Genomic DNA, 17,007 nt, shown 5'->3' on the forward strand with positions numbered 1-17,007 from the left:
AAACGTCCGGCATGATGTGTTGATGTTTTTCGCCGTCATCCCAGCGGGCGGCAGCGGCACCCGCCTCTGGCCGCTGTCCCGCGCCGGACACCCGAAGTTCCTCCATCCGCTCACGGGCACCGACGCGTCACTGCTCCAGGCGACGGTCGACCGGATCGGCCCGCTCACCACCCCGGACCGGACGATGGTGGTCACCGGCGTCGCGCACGTCACCGCCGTCGCCCGCCAACTCGCCGGGCTGCCGGAGGAGAACATCCTGGTCGAGCCCTCGCCACGGGACTCGTGCGCGGCGATCGCCCTGGCCGCGGCGGTGATCGCCCTGCGGGAGCCGACGGCGGTGATGGGCTCGTTCGCGGCGGACCACCTGATCGGCGACCCGGCGCGCTGGGTGGAGACGGTCCGGCTGGCAATCACCGGCGCCGAACAGGGCTTGCTGATGACGGTCGGCATCACCCCCACCCGCCCCGAGACCGGTTACGGCTACCTCCAGTGCGGCCCCCTGATCGAGGGCGGCCCGCTGCGCATGGTGGAGGAGTTCAAGGAGAAGCCGGCCGCCGACGTCGCCGAGGCGTACGTCCGGTCCGGGCGCTATCTCTGGAACGCCAGCATGTTCGTCTGGCAGGTCGACGTCTTCCTCACCGAACTGGCCCGCCAACAGCCGGAACTGCACGCCGGGGTGACCACCATCGCGCAGGCCTGGCACACCCCGGAACGGGAGGACGTGCTCGGCACGGTCTGGCCCACGCTGACCAAGATCTCGGTCGACTACGCGGTGATGGAGGGTGCCGCCGCGGCGGGCCGGGTGGCGACCGTCCCCGGCGACTTCGGCTGGAACGACATCGGCGACTTCCACACCCTCGGCGACGTACTGCCGGCGGACGCGGCGGGCAACGTGGTCCTCGGCGGCGAGGAGACGGAGAAGCCGGGTGTGCTGCTCTGGGACAGCACCAACATGGTCGTGGTGCCGCACTCGGGCCGGCTGGTTGCCGCGCTCGGCCTGCGGGACCTGATCGTGGTGGACACCCCGGACGCGTTGATGATCTGCCCCCGTGACCGGGCCCAGGACGTGAAGAAGCTGGTCGACGAGTTGAAGCAGCGGGGCGAGGAAGGCTACATCTGAGCCGGCGGCGTTGGCGCCGGTCCGTACCCTGATCGACATGACCGGCGCCGTGCACACCGTGGACCTGGCCCTCGGCGGTAACGAGGCAAGCGACCTGCTCCCCGTACGCGCACCGGCGGTGCTCGCCGCGTACGGCGCCCGGCAGGCGTTCTGGACGGTGCTGGACGAGGCACCGGTCGAGCGGAGCATCGGCCTGCTGGTCCAGGGCAACGGCGGCGGGTGGGGCGCGTACCCGCTCGCCGCGGACGCCGGGCTGGAGCAGGGCCGGACCGAGGACGCCGAGGCGCTGGCCCGGTTCGGCGAGTGGATCTACGTGTTCGGCTCGCACTTCGGATCGAAGGCCGGTCCGCTGCGTCCCCGGCGGGCGTTCGTGGCCCGGTTCCGGGAGACGGACGCCGCCACCGGGCTGGCCCGCCTCCAGGTGGTACGCAACCAGTTCCGCCTGCACCGCGCGGTCAACGACGTGCTGGCCGGCGCCGACATCACCGTCCTCCCGCCGGGCGACCGGGTCCGGCACCGGTTCATCGCCGAGACGGTGGCCCGGGGCAGTGCCAGGGCGAAGACCTGGGTGAGCCGACTGGCCCCGGACGACCATCCGCTGAACGTCGAGGGGGCGGCGTTCACCCCGGGCGGATCCCTGCTGCTCGGGCTCCGGTTCCCGGTCACCGACCGGGGTGAACCGATCCTGGTCGAGGTGACCGGAATGGCCGACATGTTCGAGTCGGCTGCCTGGCCACGGGTGGTCCGGGCGTACGCGTTGACCGGGGTTACCCCACCGGGTGCCCTGACCGGATTCCGCGCCCTGTCGGCCGACGCCGACGGGTCGTACTCGGCGGTGATCGGATCGATCGACGCGCTCGGGAAGGGCTCGGTGCTGCTCGACGACCACCCGGCCGGGGGTGACGTGACGTCGCGGCACGTACGTTTCCGACTGCCGGCCGACGCCGACGTGCTGCCCCCGTCGATCGGGCCGGGGCGGTGGGAGGTGCCGGGAGAACTGGTGGCCGATCTCGCGCCGCTGCGCAATGTGGAGGGACTGGCCGAGGTGGCCGGTGGGCACCTCTACGTCACCGACGAGGACCAGCGGATCGGGCTCTGGTCCAGCGCTGGAACGGAGTGGGACGTCCGGGCGACACCTTCGCGGATCAACGGCCGCGAAACCTCGTGGTGACCTGCCCGGACGTCCGTACCTCCCCTTACCCCCGGCAAGACTTGCGTTGCGCTGGGCAATAGCGAGCATGCCGGGACAGCACCGGGGGCGTCGAGGTCTTTCAGTTCAGGCTGAAAGATGCAGGTGGATCGTGGCGGGTACGATCTGACAGGTGTCGGAATGCCCCCTGGCCGCCACCACCGGGAGCCGCCTGGATGCTGAAAATCTTCTTCTCCAGTGAGGACATCGCCCGGACCCGGGTGGCCTCGGCGGCCGACCCGGTCTGGGAGCTGATCCTGAGCCTGCACCTGTTGCAGGGGCGCACCCACGACCCGGTGATGTCCGGCTGGCGGCGGGACGTGTACCGGGGCCTTCGTCGGGAGAACCAGGCCGGTCAGCAGCGTCTGCTCTTCGCGCTCAACCCGCCACGCGGATACTTTCCCGACTTCCTCACCCCCTACCAGGGTTCCCGGGGGCTCGATGCGGGCCTGGACGCGATCCGGTCCACACCGGCCCGCCTGCTGCACCGCGACCTGTCCGTGCTCGCCACCGAGAACGCGCTGCCCAGCACGGCCGGCGCCCTGGCGCGGGGCGAGCCGGAGGTGCTGCGGCAGCTCACCGACTCGATGCGGCAGTACCAGTCGGTGGCGCTCGGACCGTACTGGGACCGGGTCGAGGCGGCGGTGGAGGCGGACCGGATCCGTCGGGCCAGGGCACTGCTCGACGGAGGCGCCGAAGGGCTGTTGGCGAGCCTGCGTCCGGCGGTCCGCTACTCGGCCGGGGTGCTGGAGGTGCTCGACTACCCGTACAGCCGGGAACTGCACCTCGGTGACCGTGGGCTGACGCTCATCCCGTCGTTCTTCTGCTCACGTACGCCGGTGGCCCTGTTCGACCCGGACCTGCCGCCGGTCCTGGTCTACCCGGTCGACCGGCTCGGCGGGCTCACCCCCGCCCCCGGGGAGGGCGCCGGTACGGCACCCGCCATCGGCCAGGGCGGCGGCCGGGAGGCCCTGGCCGCGCTGCTCGGCCGGACCCGCGCCAACGTCCTCGAGGTGGTGGACGAGGGTTGTTCCACCGGCGAGGTGGCTCGCCGGCTGCACATCTCTGCCGCAGCGGCGAGCCAGCACGCCACCGTCCTGCGCAACGCCGGGCTGCTGGTCAGCCAGCGCGACCGCAACACGGTACGGCACACGCTCACCCCGCTCGGCCGGGCCATGCTGCACCAGTGAAACCGAGCCATGCCGGGTCGGTGAACCGAGCCATGCCGGGTCGGTGAGCCCTGCCATGCCGCACCTCGTGAACCGTCCGGCTCGCACCTCGTGAACCGTCCGGCTCGCTCGCCGGCGGTTGGCGGTTCAGAGGGTGAGAGCGGCGGACGCGGTGCTGCCGGCGGGTGGCGCGGTGACCGACGACGCGACGCCCTCGGCGGCCAGGGCGGCGCGCAGCCGGTGCAGGTCGGCGCCGAACCGGACCAGCGTGTCGGCGGTCGCGGTGACTTGCTCCGGTGCGGTGCAGAGCACCATCGAGATGGCGGTCACCGGCCGGTCCGGGTCGCGTACCTCCTCGTGGGTGACCGGGGTGAAGACGGTGCCGGGCGCCACCGCGTCGGCCACGGCGGCGATCGCCCGCCGCACCGCGACCGGGTCGACCCCGGTGCCGTCCGAGCCGGCCGTCGGGGTGGCCGTCTCGGGCAGGGTGGCCGCCGCCCGGAGCCCGCTGGCCCGCGCCTCGGCGGTGCCGAGCGAGAACAGGTCGAGTTCGGCGTCGCGAACCAGGACCGAGGCGCCCGCTCCGTCGGCAGGCTCGGTGGCGTTGAGGTAACCGCGTACCACCGCCACCGGGACCTGGTCCCGCTTGCCCTTGACCAGCTCACCCGCGCCGGCCAGCTCGTCGACCACGGCCATCTGGGTGATGCTCAGCTCGTTGCCGTACGGGTCGACCTCGCCCCGGTGGTCCCGGATCGCGCTCAGGCCGGCGACGCCGAGCGCCACGTCGGTGAGACCGTTGCGCCACGGCCGACCCATGGTGTCCGAGATGATCACGGCCACGTCGGCGCCGTGCCGCTCGCGCAGCGCCGCCCGCAGCCCCCGGGCGGAGGCGTCCGGGTCCTTCGGCAGCAGCACCAGCCGGGACGGGTCCACATTGGATGCGTCGATGCCGGCCGAGGCCATCACGAAACCGTGGTGGGTCTGCACGATCCGGACCGGCCCACGCCGGGCCACCGGCCGGGCGGTCTCCGCGACCAGGATCTCCTCCCGCGCCGCGTCCCGCTCCGGCCCCTCGGCCGCCGGTACGTCGACCAGCCGCCCCTCCGCCTTCGAGACGATCTTGCTGGTGACGATCAGTACGTCCCCGTCGCGCAGCCACGGCGCCGCCGTCGTGATCATCGCCGCCAGGTCGTCGCCCTCGGCCACGTCACCGATGCCGAGCACCGGCAGGATCTCCAGTTTCACGCCAGCTCCAGCGCGGCCCGGACCATCGCCACGGTCGCGGTCTCGTCGGTCATCCAGAGCGGGGCGGCCCGGACGGTCAGATCCGGCACCGACGTCTGCGCGTCCGTGGTGTCCACCAACCAGCCGTCGAGGATCCCACCGGCCGCGCGGGCGCCGTACAGGGCACCCACCCCGGCGGCGGAGACCGGCACCCCGAGCACCGACAGGCACCGGTCGGCCATGCCGCGCACCGGGGCGTCGCCGATGATCGGTGACACCCCGACCACCGGGGCCCGGTTGGCGGTCAGCGCCTCGCGCAGCCCCGGCACCGCCAGGATCGGGGCGATGCTCACCACCGGGTTGCTCGGCGCCACCAGCACCACGTCCGCCCCGGCGAGCGCGTCGAGCACCCCGGCCGCCGGTTTCGCCGCCTCGGCACCGACGAACACGAACCGGTGGGTCGGGATGGCGCCCCGGTGGCGTACCCACCACTCCTGGAAGTGGATCGCCCGCTGTCCGCCACCGTCGCCCGCACCGTCCGCCGGGGCGTCGACCACCACATGCGTCTCCAGGCGGTCGTCGGTCGCCGGCAGCAGCCGTACGCCGGGCTGCCAGCGGGCGCAGAGCGCTTCCGTCACCGCCGAGAGCGGGTAACCGGCGTTGAGCATGTTCGTCCGTACGAGGTGGGTGGCGATGTCCTTGTCGCCCAGCCCGAACCAGCTCGGCTCCGCGCCGTACCCGGCGAGTTCTTCCTTGATCGTCCAGGTTTCGCCGACCCGTCCCCAGCCGCGCTCCGGGTCGGCGCCGCCACCCAGGGTGTACATGACGCTGTCCAGGTCGGGGCAGATCCGCAGCCCGTGCATGATCACGTCGTCGCCGACGTTGACCACGGCGGTCACCTCGTCGCCCGTCACGGCGGCGTACGCCCGTACGCCGGCCAGGAAGCGGGCTCCGCCGATGCCGCCGGTGAGTACCACGATGTGCATACGACCATCCTCCCGCACCCCGCGTGTCGAGCCGTTATGCGGGTTGGCGACTAGGCTCACCTGCGGCACCCGTCCGCAAACCGCCCCAGGGGGAGCTTTGACCAGTCAGCCTGGACCCGCGCCGACCGACTCGGCGCAGGTCCGACAGATAACACAACCACTGCGGGAGCCGGCGGCGCTGGTGCTGGTGGGTGCCAACGCACTGCTGCTCTTCGTCGCCGTGATCAACATGCTGATCCCGCGCGGGGAGGGTGACGAGTTCACCAACCGGGCAGGCGACAGCTTCGGCAACTTCATCGGGGTCACCACGATCCTGCTGCCGCTGCTCGCCGTCCTGCTCGCCACGCACCTCCAGCCGGTCGTCGCCCAGGCCAAGCTGATCACGCAGGTCGCCCTGGTCGAGTACGCCGTCTCCGCGCTCTTCGGCGCCCTCGCCGTACTCGCCTGGCTGGTCGGTGTGCTGGCCGACGGGGAGTTCCGGCAGGCGTTCACCGGGCTGCTGACCCAGATCGCCTACCTGGCCATCTTCGCGGTCGCGGCGTTCCTGGTCTTCAAGGTCTGGCGGACCTTCTACTACGTCCCCAAGCCGAAGCCCCAGCCGGGCTACTACGGCCAGCCGGGTTACCCCCAGCAGGGCTACCCGCAGGGTTACCCCCAGCAGGGCTACCCGCAGCAGCCGGGACAGCCGGGGCAGCCGGGCTACCCGCAGGGTTACCCCCAGCAGCCGCAGCCGGGTTACCCGCAGGGCTATCCGCAGCAGGCGTATCCGCAGCCGGGTTACGGCCAGCCGACCGGGGGCTTCGGCGTACCCGCGCCGGCTTCCGCGCCGCCGGTCTCGGCACCGCCGGCGGCTCCGACCTCCGGTGCCCAGGCACCGGTCGTACCGGCCCAGGCGCCGGGTCCGGTCGCGTCGCCGTTCGCCGCCCCGACCTCCACGCCGCCGGCCTCGGGTGAGCCCACCCAGGTGATCCAGCGGTCTCCGGAGGGCGACGAGAACAGCGAGCGGACCCAGTTGATCAACCCGGCGAGCCAGCAACCGAGCGCGGGCGGCCAGCCGCCGGCCTCCCGGATCGACGGCGACGAGCCGACCGAGCCGTACCAGCGCTGACGGTCGACCGGAGCGGGCGCCCGACGGTGGGCGTCCGCTCCGGCCGATGCGCCCGACGCACGATGTGAACGGCACACGATGCGAACGGCACGCGATGTGACCGGGACGCTGATGTGACCGGCACCATGCGATCACGTCGGAGGTAGCGCCTAGGCTGCACTGGTGGCTGATCGCATCGACTCCGGTCCGACCGTGGCTCCGACCGAGGCGAGCCTGCGTCGGGCGTTGAAGCGCGCCGCCGACGGCCGGGCGGTGGACACCGACGAGGCCGTCGCGCTGCTGAGCGCACGCGGTGAACCGCTGGACGGCCTGCTCGCGATCGCCGGTGCGATCCGGGACGCGGGCCTGCGCGACGCCGGCCGTCCCGGCGTGGTCACGTACTCCAAAAAGGTTTTCATCCCGCTGACCCGGCTCTGCCGGGACCGGTGCCACTACTGCACCTTCGCCACGGTGCCGCACCGGCTGCCCGCCGCCTACCTGGACCGCGACGAGGTGCTGGCGATCGCCCGCGAGGGCGCCGCGCAGGGCTGCAAGGAAGCGCTGTTCACCCTCGGTGACCGCCCGGAGGAACGCTGGCCGGCGGCCCGGCAGTGGCTCGACGAGCGCGGTTACGACTCCACACTGGACTACGTACGCGCCTGCGCGGTGGCGGTGCTGGAGGAAACCGGACTGCTGCCGCACCTCAACCCCGGTGTGCTCTCCTGGGCCGAGTTGCAGCGGCTCAAGCCGGTGGCCCCGAGCATGGGCATGATGCTGGAGACGACCGCTACCCGGCTCTGGTCCGAGCCCGGCGGTCCGCACTACGGCTCCCCGGACAAGGAACCCGCCGTACGGCTGCGCGTGCTCGACGACGCCGGCCGGGTCGGGGTCCCGTTCACCACCGGGCTGCTGATCGGCATCGGGGAGACCCTGGCCGAGCGGGTGGACGCGCTGTTCGCGATCCGCCGCACCCACCGGGAGTACGGCCACATCCAGGAAGTCATCGTGCAGAACTTCCGCGCCAAGCCGGACACGGCGATGCGCGGCATGCCCGACGCCGAGCTGCACGACCTGGCCGCGACGGTGGCGGTGGCCCGGGTCCTGCTCGGCCCCGGCGCCCGGATCCAGGCGCCGCCGAACCTGATCGCCGGTGAGTTCGACCTGCTGCTGCGGGCCGGGATCGACGACTGGGGCGGCGTGTCACCGGTGACCCCGGACCACGTCAACCCGGAGCGCCCCTGGCCGCAGATCGAGGAGCTGGCCAGCCGTACCGCCGCCGCCGGGTTCACCCTGCGGGAACGGCTCACCATCTACCCGGAGTACGTCCGTCGCGGCGACCCGTGGCTCGACCCGAGGATCGGGCCGCACGTCGGTGCGCTCTCCGACCCGGCGACCGGGCTCGCGGTCGAGTCGGCGCTGCCGGTCGGTCGGCCGTGGCAGGAGCCGGAGGACGCGTACGTGCCCGGCGGGCGGACCGACCTGCACACCACCATCGACACCACCGGGCGAACCGACGACCGGCGCGGCGACTTCGACAGCGTCTACGGCGACTGGGCGCAGCTCGCGGCCCACGTCGACGAGGGCGCGGCGGCGTTGCGGGCCGGTGGCGGTGCGGCCGAGCGGCTCCCCGCCGACCTGCTGGCCGGGCTGCGGCTGGCATCGGAGAATCCGGCTGCCCTGCTGGAGCCACGGCACGAGGCGGCCACGATGGCGCTCTTCGCCGCCGACGGCACCGCCTTGGACGAGCTGTGCCGGGTGGCCGACGACGTACGGCGTTCGGCTGTCGGTGACGACATCACGTACGTGGTCAACCGCAACATCAACTTCAGCAACGTCTGTTATGTCGGGTGCCGGTTCTGCGCCTTCGCCCAGCGGGAACGGGACGCCGACGCGTTCCGGCTCTCCGTCGAGCAGGTCGCCGACCGGGCCGAGGAAGCCTGGCAGGCCGGTGCCACCGAGGTCTGCATGCAGGGCGGGATCGACCCGAAGCTCCCGGTGACCGTGTACGCCGACATCGTCCGGGCGGTGAAGGCGCGGGTGCCGGGGATGCACGTGCACGCGTACTCGCCGATGGAGATCGTCACCGCGGCGGCCAAGGCGGGCGTCTCCGTACGGGACTGGCTGACCCAGTTGCGCGACGCCGGGCTCGACACCATTCCGGGGACCGCCGCCGAGATCCTCGACGACGACGTGCGCTGGGTCCTGACCAAGGGCAAACTGCCCGCCGCGACCTGGGTCGAGGTGGTCAGCACCGCGCACGAGCTGGGCATCCGCTCCAGCTCAACGATGATGTACGGCCACGTCGACCACCCCGGGCAGTGGCTCGGGCACTTCCGGGTGCTGGCCGGGGTGCAGGACCGTACCGGTGGCTTCACCGAATTCGTGGCGCTCCCGTTCGTGCACACCAACGCCCCGATCTACCTGGCCGGCATCGCCCGCCCCGGACCCACCTGGCGGGAGAACCGGGTCGTCCACGCCATGGCCCGGCTGCTGCTGCACGGGCGGATCGACAACATCCAGTGCTCCTGGGTGAAGCTCGGCGACGAGGGCACGGTGGAGATGCTCCGGGGTGGGTGCAACGACCTCGGCGGCACCCTGATGGAGGAGACCATCTCCCGGATGGCCGGCTCCGACAACGGCTCGGCCCGTACGGTGGCGCAGTTGGAGGCCATCGCGGCGGCGGCCGGACGGCCCGCGCGGCGGCGCACCACGGCCTACGGGCACACCGGCTGACTCCCGACCGGGTGACCCGTCGTCCCGTCCCGACCACCGGGCGGAGTCGACCGGATCCAGGGTTGGATATCCGACAGTTCACGGGCGACACGCCGATCGATTGCTTGGCGTGTCCCGTCGCGCCACGCCGGATTTCGGCGGCAACTCGCCGATGAGGCGTTACTCCTGCCGGGTCTCAATCGGTAGGGCAGGCGGCGACACCGGATGGGTCAGCAGGTCGTTCGAGGCGTACCGGAAGGGTGACCCCATTTATCAGGTTCGGCTTGACGACGCACGCATTACACCCGTGTAATTTCAGTGGGGTCGTTCGAACGGAGCGCATCAAACTGCCACCGTACGGACAAAAACACGCCTTCCGCGTGGGGGGTTGCGCCGGCCACGTTGCCGGCGCGCGATAAGGAGGCATCTGATGGACGGCCGACTCGAGGTGGCCGACCTGCTCGGGAATGCGCCGGAGTGGCAGGAGCGGGCGCTCTGCTCGCAGACTGACCCGGAGGCGTTCTTTCCCGAGAAGGGCGGCTCGACCCGTGAGGCAAAGCGGATCTGCTCGCGCTGCGACGTGAAGGCCGAATGCCTGGAATACGCGCTCGGGCACGACGAACGGTTCGGTATCTGGGGTGGGCTCTCCGAGCGGGAGCGCCGCAAGCTCAAGCGTCGGGTGGCCTGACGTACGCCGGCCGGGCGGTGGGGGCCGCCCGGCTCAGGCGAGTTCGTCCGGATCGACGCCGAGCAGGTTCGCGACCTGTTCGATGATCACGTCATGGACGAGGTCGGCCAGGTCTTCCCGGTCCATGGCCCGGAACTCCAGCGGTCGGCGGTACAGCACGATCCGGGGCGGCACCTCCTGCCGACCCGGTCGGCCCGGCAGCAGCCGGGCCAGCGGCACCTCGCCGTCCTCCAGGACGTCGGAGTCGTAGACGTTCAGATCCGGGGGTACGTCCTCGACGGCGAACTCGACACCCGCCAGTTCCTTGGCGAACCGCCGTTCCAGGGTTTCCACGGTGTCCAACACAAGATCATCGAAGATTTCGGCCTTGGTACGCGCCAGCGGCACCGTCGCCGGCACCAGCCGACCGCGCAGGCCTCGGCCGTGGCGGTCCCGGCGGGTACGCCGCCCGGGCCCCGGCCGGCGGTGGTCCGGACTGGTCATGTGCACAGGGTAGACCCAGGTTGGGCAGATCCCGGATCGCGGACCACCCCGTGTCGGGACCGGGATCTTCGGCGCGTCCGGCCGTTGCCCGAATTGTGGCCAGGACGGTCGGCGTGTCGTACCGGCAAGCGGTGTGTTGGAGGCGGTAAGAGAGATACCGTGCCGCCGTGAGGTCACCACGGCGTTGTTCGCGCAACGGCTGCCCCCGACAGGCCGTCGCCACGCTGACCTATGTCTACAACGAGTCGACCGCCGTGGTGGGTCCGCTGGCCGCCTTTGCCGAGCCGCACACGTACGACCTCTGTGAGCAGCACGCCCGCAGCCTGACCGCCCCGCGCGGCTGGGAGGTGGTCCGGCACGAGGGCGAGTTCGAGCCCCCGCCCCCGACCACCGACGACCTGGTCGCGCTCGCCGAGGCGGTACGCGAGGCGGCCCGCCCGGTGCAGCGCCAGGACGACATCGACATCGACCTGCCGCCGGGTCAGCAGACCGGCCGGCGCGGTCACCTCCGGGTCATCCCGCCCACCCACTGACCCGCCCCGTTCCCCGCGCCTGCCGCGTTCCCGGCCTGCGCCGTTTCCTGCACCTGCCCCGTTCCTGGCCCGCGCCTACCTGTCGACCGCGTCGGCGACGGTGGTGAGTCGAAGGCCTGCGTTGACGCCGAGCCAGCGCAGCGGCTCGGGTTCCCAGCGGCGGGAGCGGTGTCCCACCCACGGCAGCGCGGTCAGGTCGCTGCTCACCCCGAGGATCAGGTCGGCGAGCGTACGCCCGGCGAGGTTGGTGGTCGCCACCCCGTCGCCGACGTAGCCGCCCGCCCAGCCGAGCCCGGTCGAGCGGTCCAGCCCGACGGAGGTGGACCAGTCCCGGGGAACCCCGAGCGGGCCACCCCAGCGGTGACTGATCGCCACCTCCGCCCCGAGTACGGGGAAGAGGGTCGACAGGCACTCACGGAGGGCGTCGAAGATCCTCGGCTCGTGGTCGTACTCGGGGCGGATCCGGGAGCGGAAGTGGTACGGCGCCCCCCGACCGCCGAAGGCGAGCCGATCGTCGGCGGTCCGCTGCCCATAGATGATCATGCGGCGGAAGTCGGAGAACGTCTCCCGCTCGGCCAGCCCGATCCGCTCCCACACCGGCGCCGGCAGCGGCTCGGTGGCCACCATCAGCGAGTAGAGCGGGGCCAGTGTGCGCCGATGACCGGGCAGGCCGGCGGTGTATCCCTCGGTGGCTCGGATCACGATCGGGGCCCGGACCGTTCCGGCGGGGGTTCGCACCCTGCCCGGCCCGAGCGCGGTGACCGGGGTCCGCTCGTGGACCCGTACGCCGTGTCGCCGGACCACCCGGACCAGGCCACGGGCCAGCTTGGCCGGGTGGATCGCGGCGCAGTGCGGGGTGAAGGTGCCACCGAGCACGCCCTCGGCGTTGCACCGGCGGGCCGCCTCGGCCGGTCCGAGCAGGGCGAGGTGGGACTCGTCGAAGCCGTACTCACGGGCCTCGTCGACCTCGGCGCGGGCGCGGGCGAGTTGGGCCGCGCTCCGGGCCAGGGTGACCGTCCCGCCCCGGTGCCAGTCGCAGTCGATGTCCTCCGCGGCGGTCACCCGGCCGACCTCGTCCACCGTCGTCTGCATCGCCCGCTGCATGGCGATCGCCGCGTCCCGCCCGTGCCGCCGGGCGAGCTTGGGCATGGTGGTGGCGAACAGCGCCGAGCACCAGCCGCCGTTTCGCCCGGAGGCGCCGTAGCCGGCAATCTCCTTTTCCAGTACGGCGATCCGCAGCGACGGGTCGGCGATCGCGAGGTAGTACGCCGTCCAGAGCCCGGTGTAACCGGCACCGACGATGGCGACGTCGACGTCCCGGTCACCGGGCAGCGGATCCTGCGGCGCCAGGTCGTCTTCTACTGTGGACATCCAGTAGGAGATGTCCCGGTAGCTCACACCAACCGCCACGCCTCGGTCAGCACGGTGCGCAGGATCTGCTCGATCTCGTCGAACTGTCGCTGGTCGGCGATGAGCGGCGGGGCGAGCTGCACCACCGGGTCGCCCCGGTCGTCGGCCCGGCAGTAGAGCCCCGCCTCGAACAGGGCGGTGGACAGGAAACCGCGCAGCAGCCGCTCGGACTCCGCCTCGTCGAAGGTTTCCCTGGTCGTCTTGTCCTTGACCAGCTCGATGCCGTAGAAGTAGCCGTCGCCCCGGATGTCGCCGACGATCGGCAGGTCGTGCAGACGTTCCAGAGTGGACCGGAAGCTGTTCTCGTTGGCCCGTACGTGGCCGATCAGGTCCTCGCGGGCGAACACGTCGAGGTTGGCCAGGGCGACCGCACAGGAGACCGGGTGCCCGCCGAAGGTGATGCCGTGGGCGAACATCTCGGTGTTGGCGAGGAACGGCTCGATCAGCCGATCGCTGGCGATCATCGCGCCGAGCGGGGCGTACCCGGAGGTGATGCCCTTCGCGGTGGTGATGATGTCGGGCTGGTAGCCGTACCGCTGGGCGCCGAAGTACTCACCGAGCCGGCCCCAGGAGCAGATCACCTCGTCGGAGACGAGCAGTACGTCGTACTGGTCGCAGATTTCGCGTACCCGATCGAAGTAACCCGGCGGCGGCGGAAAGCAGCCGCCGGAGTTCTGTACCGGTTCCAGGAACACGGCGGCGACGGTGTCGGGCCCCTCCCGTTCGATTGCCCGCCCGATCTCGTCGGCGGCCCACCGGCCGAACGCCTCCGGGTCGTCGCCGTGCTCCGGCGCCCGGTAGAAGTTCGTGTTCGGCACTTTGATCGCACCCGGCACCAGCGGCTCGAAGTCGGTCTTGATGCCCGGCAGCCCGGTGATCGACAGCGCACCCATCGAGGTCCCGTGGTACGCGATGTACCGGCTGATCACCTTGTACTTGGTCGGCTTGCCGGTCCGCTTGAAGTACGCGCGGGCCAGCTTCCACGCCGACTCCACGGCCTCCGAGCCACCGGTGGTGAAGAAAACCCGGTTCAGATCGCCCGGAGTCAGCGAGGCGATCCGCTCCGCCAACTCGATCGCGGTCGGATGCGCGTACGACCAGAGCGGGAAGTACGCCAACTCGGCGGCCTGCTTGGCTGCGGCTTCGGCCAACTCGGTACGCCCATGGCCGGCGTTGACCACGAAGAGCCCGGCCAACCCGTCGAGGTAGCGGCGCCCCTGGCTGTCCCAGACGTACGCACCCTCGCCCCGGACGATGGTCGGCACCTCCGCGTCGCGGTACCCGGACATCCGGGTGAAGTGCATCCAGAGGTGGTCGGTGGCGTTGGCCATGGCTGCCTGCCCCTGTTCCGTGATCGGGCCGGATCCCGGCCGCTGTGACCACGGTTATCGCACAGGCTGCCGCCGTGACGCAAGGGTTAACGCCACTCATTCGCGCTCACGGCGACGGTTTCTGTGTGTTGTGCTGATGTCTGCAACGAAATCCGTAGGTGCTGGGGGGTGGGTGCCCGCGCGATGCTCAACGTCGGCCGGGTGCTGCCGCCGGAGACGGTGGAGCAGATCGTGGCGAGCGGCCTCAAACGGCAGTGGATCCTCTCGCGCGACCAGCCCCCGCAGTTCCATGCGGTGATCGACGAGGTGGTGCTCCGCCGCCTGCTCCGGGACCGCGACGTTATGCGGGGCAGCTCGAACACCTGGTGAAGGTCGCCGAGCTTCCGTCTGTCCAGTTCCGGGTCATCCCCGCCGATGCGCCGTGGCACACCGACCTGGCCGGTCCGTTCGTCTCGCCCAACTCAGGGACGGCAAAGCGTTGGGACAGCCTGACCGGTGAGGCGCTGTCCCGCCGCCAGACGATCGAGCTGATCAGGGATGTGGCGCAGACATGGACCGACGTGCGCTGGCGCACCTCCACCCGCAGCACCAACAACGGCGGGGACTGCGTCGAAGTGGCGGACAACCTGCCCGGACGGGTCCTGGTCCGGACACCAAGAACCGCGACGGCGGCACCCTCAGTTTCGCCCCCGCCGCCGACACCTCGCGCGGGGCGTTGCCGCGCGTGCCGTGCCGCGCCGTGGCGTTGCCGTACCGGGGGCGTCGCCCTGCGGGGTACTGCCGTGACGACCCGTCACGATGCGGGGACGACCTCCTCGCCGGACCACATAACGCGGAAACTTCTTACATCAAAAACGATGTACGTACACCATCTCTGATGTACGAACTGAACGCGCTACCACTGCCAGCCTGCACCCCACCGCCCCACCCAGCCTCCGCCGCCCCACCCCGCCCCGCCCCGCGAAGTTGACCATGAAGTTAGCGACCTGAAATCAGCCTCATCCGGTCACTAACTTCATGATCAACGGGGTGACCCGGGGCGGGGTGGGGCGGGGGTGGTGGTTAGGGGGTGCCCCAGGAGTAGGTTTGTTTGCGGAGTTTTAGGTAGACAAAAGCCTCTGTGGAGACGACGCCGGGGACGGCGCGTAGGCGTTGCAGGATCTCCAGGAGGTGGTCGTCGTTGCGGCAGACGACCTCGGTGAGCAGGTCGAACGAGCCGGCGGTGATCACGACGTAGTCGACCTCGTCCAGTTCGGCGAGGCGGTCCGCCACCTGTTCCAGGTCGCCGTCGGTCTTCAGGCCGATCATCGCCTGGCGGGGGAAGCCGAGCTGGAGCGGATCGGTCACCGCGACGATCTGCATCACCCCGGCGTCGAGCAGCCGCTGCACCCGCTGGCGTACGGCCGCCTCGGAGAGGCCGACCGCCCGACCGATGGTCGCGTACGCCCGGCGCCCGTCCTCCTGCAACTGTTCGATGATCTGTTTCGCGACATCGTCGAGCAGGGCGTGATTCGCGCCCTCGCGTACGGTGACTCGTCGTGCGCGGCGATCGTCGGTGGGCCCGTTGGCCATCTTTCCCCCAGTCGCTGACCAGGCATTGGATGCCTGTTGTGTTACCGCGGTGAGTCTGGCGCATTTCGTTGCGAACAGCTACTTCCGCGACGGAATCCCTTGTAACAAGCGGTGCTGCATGCCAGGATCGTCGTCACATTGAATCAGTCGCGATGACATCCGGCCGGCGGGCGCCACCCCCCATGTTCCGCACCGCTGGCTCGACCCCCGAGGAGCCGTCATATGCGTAACCGTTTCCGCCCCCCGCCGCCCGGTGCCTCCCGTCAGACCCCGCCGCCCGGTGCCTCCCGTCAGACCCCGCCGCCCGGTGCCTTCCGTTCGACCCTGCTGCCCGGTGTATCCCGCCGCACTCTGCTGCACGGCGCCGCCGGTTCGGCGGCACTGCTCGCCGCCGGCGGGGCGCTCAGCGCCTGCGGCACCAAGGGTGCGCAGCAGACCGAGGCCGGCTGTGTCAGCGAGGACCTCTCCGGCACCGAGAAGACGCTCGCCTTCTCCAACTGGCCGCAGTATCTCGACGTTGACGAGGCCGACGAGTCGAAGCGGCCCACCCTCGACGCCTTCCAGACAAAGTCCGGCATCCAGGTTACGTACACCGAGGACATCAACGACAACAACGAGTTCTTCGGCAAGGTGCAGAACCAGCTTGCCGCCTGTCAGTCGACCGGACGCGACATCATCGTGCTCACCGACTGGATGGCCGCCCGGGTGATCCGGCTCGGCTGGGTGCAGAAGCTCGACAAGGCGAAACTCCCCAACGTGGAGAAGAACCTGCTCGCCTCGCTGCGCGGTCGCTCCTTCGACCCGAACAACGAGTACGCCCTGCCGTGGCAGTCCGGCCTGTCCGGGCTCGCCTACAACGGCAGTGTCACCAAGGAGATCCGTACAGTCGACGAACTGCTGACCCGCCCCGACCTCAAGGGCAAGGTGACCGCGTTGAGCGAGATGCGCGACACCATGGGTCTGCTGTTGCAGTCCAACGGGCACGACCCGGCGAAGTTCACCGACGCCCAGTTCGACGACGCGCTGGCAAAGTTGCAGAAGGCCGTGGACAGCGGGCAGATCCGCCGGTTCACCGGCAACGACTACGCGCCCGACCTGGCCAAGGGCGACGTGGCGGCGTGTATCGGCTGGTCCGGCGACGTCATCCAACTTTCCGCCGAGAACGACAAGATCCAGTTCGTGGCGCCGGACTCCGGGGTGATGCTCTTCTCTGACAACATGGAGGTGCCGAACAAGGCGACCCACAAGGGCAACGCCGAGGCACTCATCGACTACTACTACGACCCGGCCGTGGCCGCCCAGGTCGCCGCGTACGTCAACTACATCTGCCCGGTCGAGGGCGCGCAGGCGGAGATGGAGAAGATCGACCCGGAGCTGGCCGCCAACCCGCTGATCTTCCCGGATGCCGCGCTGCTGGCCAAGGCGAAGGTCTTCATGGCCCTGACCGACGCCCAGGAACGCGCGTACGAGGGCAAGTTCCAGCAGGTCATCGGTGCGTAGCCG

Annotated in this window: 13 protein-coding genes and 3 pseudogenes; 10 read left to right on the forward strand and 6 right to left on the reverse strand. The window is 70.9% G+C overall.

Annotated elements, in window-relative coordinates; translation table 11 throughout:
- Positions 1-22 precede the first annotated feature (22 nt).
- The 3 genes and pseudogenes from ACWEFB_RS02580 to ACWEFB_RS02590 all read left to right on the forward strand — a co-directional run bounded on the left by ACWEFB_RS02580 (position 23) and on the right by ACWEFB_RS02590 (position 3,499).
- A complete protein-coding gene (locus ACWEFB_RS02580) occupies positions 23-1,120 on the forward strand; it encodes a mannose-1-phosphate guanylyltransferase (protein WP_452281525.1) in 1,098 nt (365 codons plus the stop codon).
- Between the two features lie 37 nt (positions 1,121-1,157).
- A pseudogene (locus ACWEFB_RS02585) lies at positions 1,158-2,219 on the forward strand (hypothetical protein); the annotation flags it as partial.
- 266 nt (positions 2,220-2,485) lie between these two features.
- A complete protein-coding gene (locus ACWEFB_RS02590; protein WP_452281527.1) occupies positions 2,486-3,499 on the forward strand; it encodes a transcriptional regulator in 1,014 nt (337 codons plus the stop codon).
- Positions 3,500-3,625: 126 nt separating this feature from the next.
- Here ACWEFB_RS02590 and ACWEFB_RS02595 read toward each other — a convergent pair whose 3' ends face one another.
- Together ACWEFB_RS02595 and cofD are read right to left on the reverse strand one after the other, a co-directional pair.
- A complete protein-coding gene (locus ACWEFB_RS02595) occupies positions 3,626-4,723 on the reverse strand; it encodes a coenzyme F420-0:L-glutamate ligase (RefSeq protein WP_452281529.1) in 1,098 nt (365 codons plus the stop codon).
- Entirely contained in the window at positions 4,720-5,688 is a 969-nt protein-coding gene (gene cofD / locus ACWEFB_RS02600) for a 2-phospho-L-lactate transferase (protein WP_452281531.1), read from the reverse strand. The genes ACWEFB_RS02595 and cofD overlap by 4 nt, the downstream gene beginning before the upstream one ends.
- Positions 5,689-5,785: 97 nt before the next feature.
- Between cofD and ACWEFB_RS02605 the strand changes: the two genes are divergently transcribed.
- From ACWEFB_RS02605 to ACWEFB_RS02615, 3 genes are all read left to right on the forward strand, one after another.
- A complete protein-coding gene (locus tag ACWEFB_RS02605; RefSeq protein ID WP_452281533.1) occupies positions 5,786-6,796 on the forward strand; it encodes a hypothetical protein in 1,011 nt (336 codons plus the stop codon).
- A gap of 162 nt (positions 6,797-6,958) precedes the next feature.
- The gene (locus tag ACWEFB_RS02610; protein WP_452281535.1) at positions 6,959-9,508 is read left to right on the forward strand and encodes a bifunctional FO biosynthesis protein CofGH; all 2,550 of its coding nucleotides are present in this window, start codon (positions 6,959-6,961) and stop codon (positions 9,506-9,508) included.
- A gap of 409 nt (positions 9,509-9,917) precedes the next feature.
- Entirely contained in the window at positions 9,918-10,175 is a 258-nt protein-coding gene (locus ACWEFB_RS02615) for a WhiB family transcriptional regulator (protein WP_091555113.1), read from the forward strand.
- Positions 10,176-10,208: 33 nt separating this feature from the next.
- Here ACWEFB_RS02615 and ACWEFB_RS02620 read toward each other — a convergent pair whose 3' ends face one another.
- Positions 10,209-10,658: a metallopeptidase family protein gene (locus ACWEFB_RS02620; protein WP_326560882.1), complete on the reverse strand. Its 450-nt coding sequence runs from the start codon at positions 10,656-10,658 to the stop codon at positions 10,209-10,211.
- 167 nt (positions 10,659-10,825) lie between these two features.
- On the opposite strand from ACWEFB_RS02620, the gene ACWEFB_RS02625 reads away from it, so the two are divergent.
- The gene (locus ACWEFB_RS02625) at positions 10,826-11,191 is read left to right on the forward strand and encodes a DUF3499 domain-containing protein (RefSeq protein ID WP_326560881.1); all 366 of its coding nucleotides are present in this window, start codon (positions 10,826-10,828) and stop codon (positions 11,189-11,191) included.
- A gap of 75 nt (positions 11,192-11,266) precedes the next feature.
- Here the strand turns inward: ACWEFB_RS02625 and ACWEFB_RS02630 are convergent, their stop codons facing one another.
- Both ACWEFB_RS02630 and ACWEFB_RS02635 read right to left on the reverse strand, forming a co-directional pair.
- Positions 11,267-12,562, reverse strand: a complete 1,296-nt coding sequence (locus tag ACWEFB_RS02630) for an NAD(P)/FAD-dependent oxidoreductase (protein ID WP_452281538.1) — start codon at positions 12,560-12,562, stop codon at positions 11,267-11,269.
- Between the two features lie 23 nt (positions 12,563-12,585).
- Positions 12,586-13,932 (reverse strand): aspartate aminotransferase family protein, encoded by a 1,347-nt coding sequence (locus ACWEFB_RS02635; RefSeq protein ID WP_452281540.1) that lies wholly within the window; start codon positions 13,930-13,932, stop codon positions 12,586-12,588.
- 183 nt (positions 13,933-14,115) lie between these two features.
- Between ACWEFB_RS02635 and ACWEFB_RS02640 the strand changes: the two are divergent.
- Together ACWEFB_RS02640 and ACWEFB_RS02645 are read left to right on the forward strand one after the other, a co-directional pair.
- Positions 14,116-14,324: pseudogene (locus tag ACWEFB_RS02640) on the forward strand (Scr1 family TA system antitoxin-like transcriptional regulator); the annotation flags it as partial.
- A 147-nt stretch (positions 14,325-14,471) separates the two neighbouring features.
- Positions 14,472-14,629, forward strand: a pseudogene (locus tag ACWEFB_RS02645) (DUF397 domain-containing protein); the annotation flags it as partial.
- Between the two features lie 365 nt (positions 14,630-14,994).
- Here the strand turns inward: ACWEFB_RS02645 and ACWEFB_RS02650 are convergent.
- Positions 14,995-15,504, reverse strand: coding sequence for an Lrp/AsnC family transcriptional regulator (locus tag ACWEFB_RS02650; RefSeq protein WP_326560876.1), 510 nt, complete (start codon positions 15,502-15,504; stop codon positions 14,995-14,997).
- Positions 15,505-15,726: 222 nt separating this feature from the next.
- On the opposite strand from ACWEFB_RS02650, the gene ACWEFB_RS02655 reads away from it, so the two are divergent.
- Entirely contained in the window at positions 15,727-17,004 is a 1,278-nt protein-coding gene (locus ACWEFB_RS02655; RefSeq protein ID WP_452281542.1) for an extracellular solute-binding protein, read from the forward strand.
- The last annotated feature ends 3 nt before the right edge of the window (positions 17,005-17,007 follow it).

This window comes from Micromonospora sp. NPDC004704, assembly GCF_053601675.1.